The 2,826-nt window shown below is 60.5% G+C and carries 4 protein-coding genes; all 4 read right to left on the reverse strand.

All coding sequences use genetic code 11. The features are described 5' to 3' along the window. Positions 1-436: M48 family metalloprotease (locus IV091_RS14390; protein ID WP_293469907.1), on the reverse strand; the 436-nt coding region annotated here is incomplete at its 3' end. Between the two features lie 155 nt (positions 437-591). Next, positions 592-1,356 (reverse strand): DUF3025 domain-containing protein, encoded by a 765-nt coding sequence (locus IV091_RS14395; protein WP_293469909.1) that lies wholly within the window; start codon positions 1,354-1,356, stop codon positions 592-594. Then, complete coding sequence (locus IV091_RS14400) at positions 1,356-2,126, reverse strand: NYN domain-containing protein (RefSeq protein ID WP_293469911.1); 771 nt, start codon at positions 2,124-2,126, stop codon at positions 1,356-1,358. The genes IV091_RS14395 and IV091_RS14400 overlap by 1 nt, the downstream gene beginning before the upstream one ends. Next, a partial coding sequence (locus IV091_RS14405; protein ID WP_293469913.1) for an amidohydrolase family protein occupies positions 2,126-2,826 on the reverse strand: 701 nt, incomplete at its 5' end. The genes IV091_RS14400 and IV091_RS14405, both read right to left, overlap by 1 nt.

Consider the following 2,826-nt stretch of genomic DNA (forward strand, 5'->3'; position numbering starts at 1 on the left):
TGATCACCGCTTCGATCTCTTCCTTGGTCATGCCCTGGAGCAGTCCGGTGGACACTGCCACCAACGAAGAGTTTTTAAACGCGCCGGTGGCAAAGGCGTTGGGCGCGCTTTCAAAGATCCCGACCTCGGGCATGCCGATCTGCGCCTTGTCAGCCAGCTTGCGGACGGTCTCGACAATCCAGGCCTCATCGGCATTTTGCGGACCGTCGGCACCGTTGATCACGCGCACGCCGGAACTCCACTTGGCCACCGGCTTGCTGATCAGCAGCGAAATAATGGCGCCGCCAAAACCCATGATCAGCGCAAAACCGAGCAATGCCTGCAAATTCAAGCCATTGGCGGTAAGAAAGCGGTTCACGCCCAGCAGGCTTGCAACAATGCCCAACACCGCCACGACAGCGATATTGGTCAGGATAAACAGAAAAATGCGTTTCATGGATTCTCCGGGGGGGTCGTTAAACAGGCAGAGGGAGCATAAGGGGCTACACGCCCGCATTGTGCAGTTCCATGCAGGAAATGGGGGGTTTACGGTCTAAATCAAGATTTCCGCAAGGACTCTGAACCAGGGCCCACGCAGAAACTTATGGTTTTTCATCGGCGCGGACGAAAAACCGTGGCGTCATCATAAAAGGAAAAGTCTTCGTTTTCCGGCCACCAGCCCGGCACGCCCAGCACCGGCAAGGGAGAAAAAGGCTTGCTGGCCAACTTGGCTGCGCGCAGGTCGGCCGCAACCCAGGCGTCCAGCTCTGCGATTGAGGTGATCGCCGGCTGGGCAAGATACACGTGCGCCGTGATGGGTTTTCTGGGATGCACCAGCTTTTCAAGCAGCGCATGGCCAAACAGCACCAGTTGCGCATCTTTCCAAAGCGGACGCAGTTCGACAAACAAGCGCCACCAGTCGCGGGCGATCAAGGCGTCCCACAGCGGCTGCGGCGCCAGCAAAAAAGCGGCATTCTCGTCAAACACCGTCAGCGCATCGCGCACCGGGCCACGCAAAGGCGCGACGCCTGCGGCGGCGATTTCAGCGGCCTGCAATTGATTCAGCCGCTGCTTGGTCTGCGGAAAGCGCATCCAGCACAAACCGTTAAAGAAGTCGTGCAGGCCTTCACGGGTCGGGCAGTTACCGCTATTGAAAATATAGCGCTCGTAGGCTTCGCCCGGCGGCAGGTCGGTTTGCCGGACAAAGCGCACAGCAGCGCTACGCTCGCGGTTCAGCGCTTCGGGCAAGGAAGTTCCGGCGGCAACAGATTGCGTCACCCGCTGGCCCGGCTCGCGCCAGCGGCCCAGCCAGGGTCGGCCCCAGTCAATGGCCTCCAGCGCCGGCAGGCACGCCGAAGCAGGCGCATCGGCAGTCATCAGCTCCGAGCCGGCCTGGACAGTCTTTTGTCGCGCACCATCACCGTCGATTTGCCTTCATCCACGATGTCGAACAACTGGGTCGCCACCAGCAGCTTGGTGAGCGTGGCGTAGCCGTAGTTGCGATGATCAAACGAGGCCTGATTGGCAATCTGGGTACCGACCGCACCGACGCGTGCCCAGCCCTCGTCATCGGCTGCAGCCTGCACGGCATTGCGCAGCAGCATGACGAGCTTGGCGTCCTGCTTGAGCTGGGCTGGCGTGGCCCGCAAGGGCGCGGCAGCCACGGCGTCGGTGTCGTCCCGCCCGCCTGCTGGCACATCGATGGCTGCGATAGGCCGCAGCTTGTCGAGATACAAAAAACGAGAACAGGCGTTGACAAAAGGCTCGGGCGTTTTCTGCGCGCCGAAGCCATACACGGCAGCGCCCTTGGCGCGCAGGTGCATCACCAGCGGCGTGAAGTCGGCATCGGACGAGACAATGCCAAAAGCATCGGGCTGGTCGGTATAGAGCAGTTCCAGCGCATCAATCACCATGGCCATGTCGCTGGCGTTTTTACCCTTGGTGTAGTCAAACTGCTGCATAGGCCGGATGGCGTGCTCATGCAGCGCTTCCTCCCAGCCCTTGAGTTCGCTCTTTTTCCAGTTGCCGTAGGCGCGGCGGATATTGGTTTCGCCGAAGGTTGAGAGTTCGTTGAGGATCAGGTCGATTTTCGAAGCCGGTGAGTTGTCGGCATCAATCAGCAAGGCGACACGGGGTTTGCGATCCATCAGCGGCTTTCCGAAGGCGAATGGATCAGTTTCCACGGCAGCGCTTCACCCGAGCGCAAGGGCTTCAATTCAGCCTCGCCAAACGCAAAACTGACGGGCGGCGTCCAGCTTTCCTTGCTCAGCGTGATGCTGCCCTGATTGCGCGGCAAGCCATAAAAATCAGCGCCGTTGAAGCTGGCAAAGGCTTCGAGCTGGTCGAGCGCGCCAGCAGCGTCAAAGGCTTCAGCATACATCTCGATGGCTGCGTGGGCGGTGTAGCAGCCCGCGCAGCCCGTTGCGTGCTCCTTGAGATGCGCCGGATGCGGCGCGCTGTCGGTCCCAAGAAAGAAGCGGGCATTGCCCGACGTGGCGGCTTCGACCAGCGCGAGCCGGTGGGTTTCGCGCTTGAGCACGGGCAGGCAGTAGTAATGCGGGCGAATGCCGCCGGTAAAAATGGCATTGCGGTTGTACAGCAGGTGGTGGGCGGTCAGCGTGGCCCCCAGGAACTGGTCCGACTCGGCCACATACTGCGCGGCTTCTTGGGTGGTGATGTGCTCAAACACGATTTTCAGTTCGGGAAAATCGCGGCGCAGCGGAATCAGCTGGGTGTCGATGAACACCGCTTCGCGGTCAAACAGGTCAATCTCGGGCGAGGTCACTTCGCCATGCACCAGCAGCAGCAGGCCTTCGCGCTGCATCGCTTCCAGGGTCTTGTAGGTTT

The sequence above is a fragment of the Polaromonas sp. genome, from assembly GCF_018780625.1.
Taxonomy (GTDB): domain Bacteria; phylum Pseudomonadota; class Gammaproteobacteria; order Burkholderiales; family Burkholderiaceae_C; genus Polaromonas.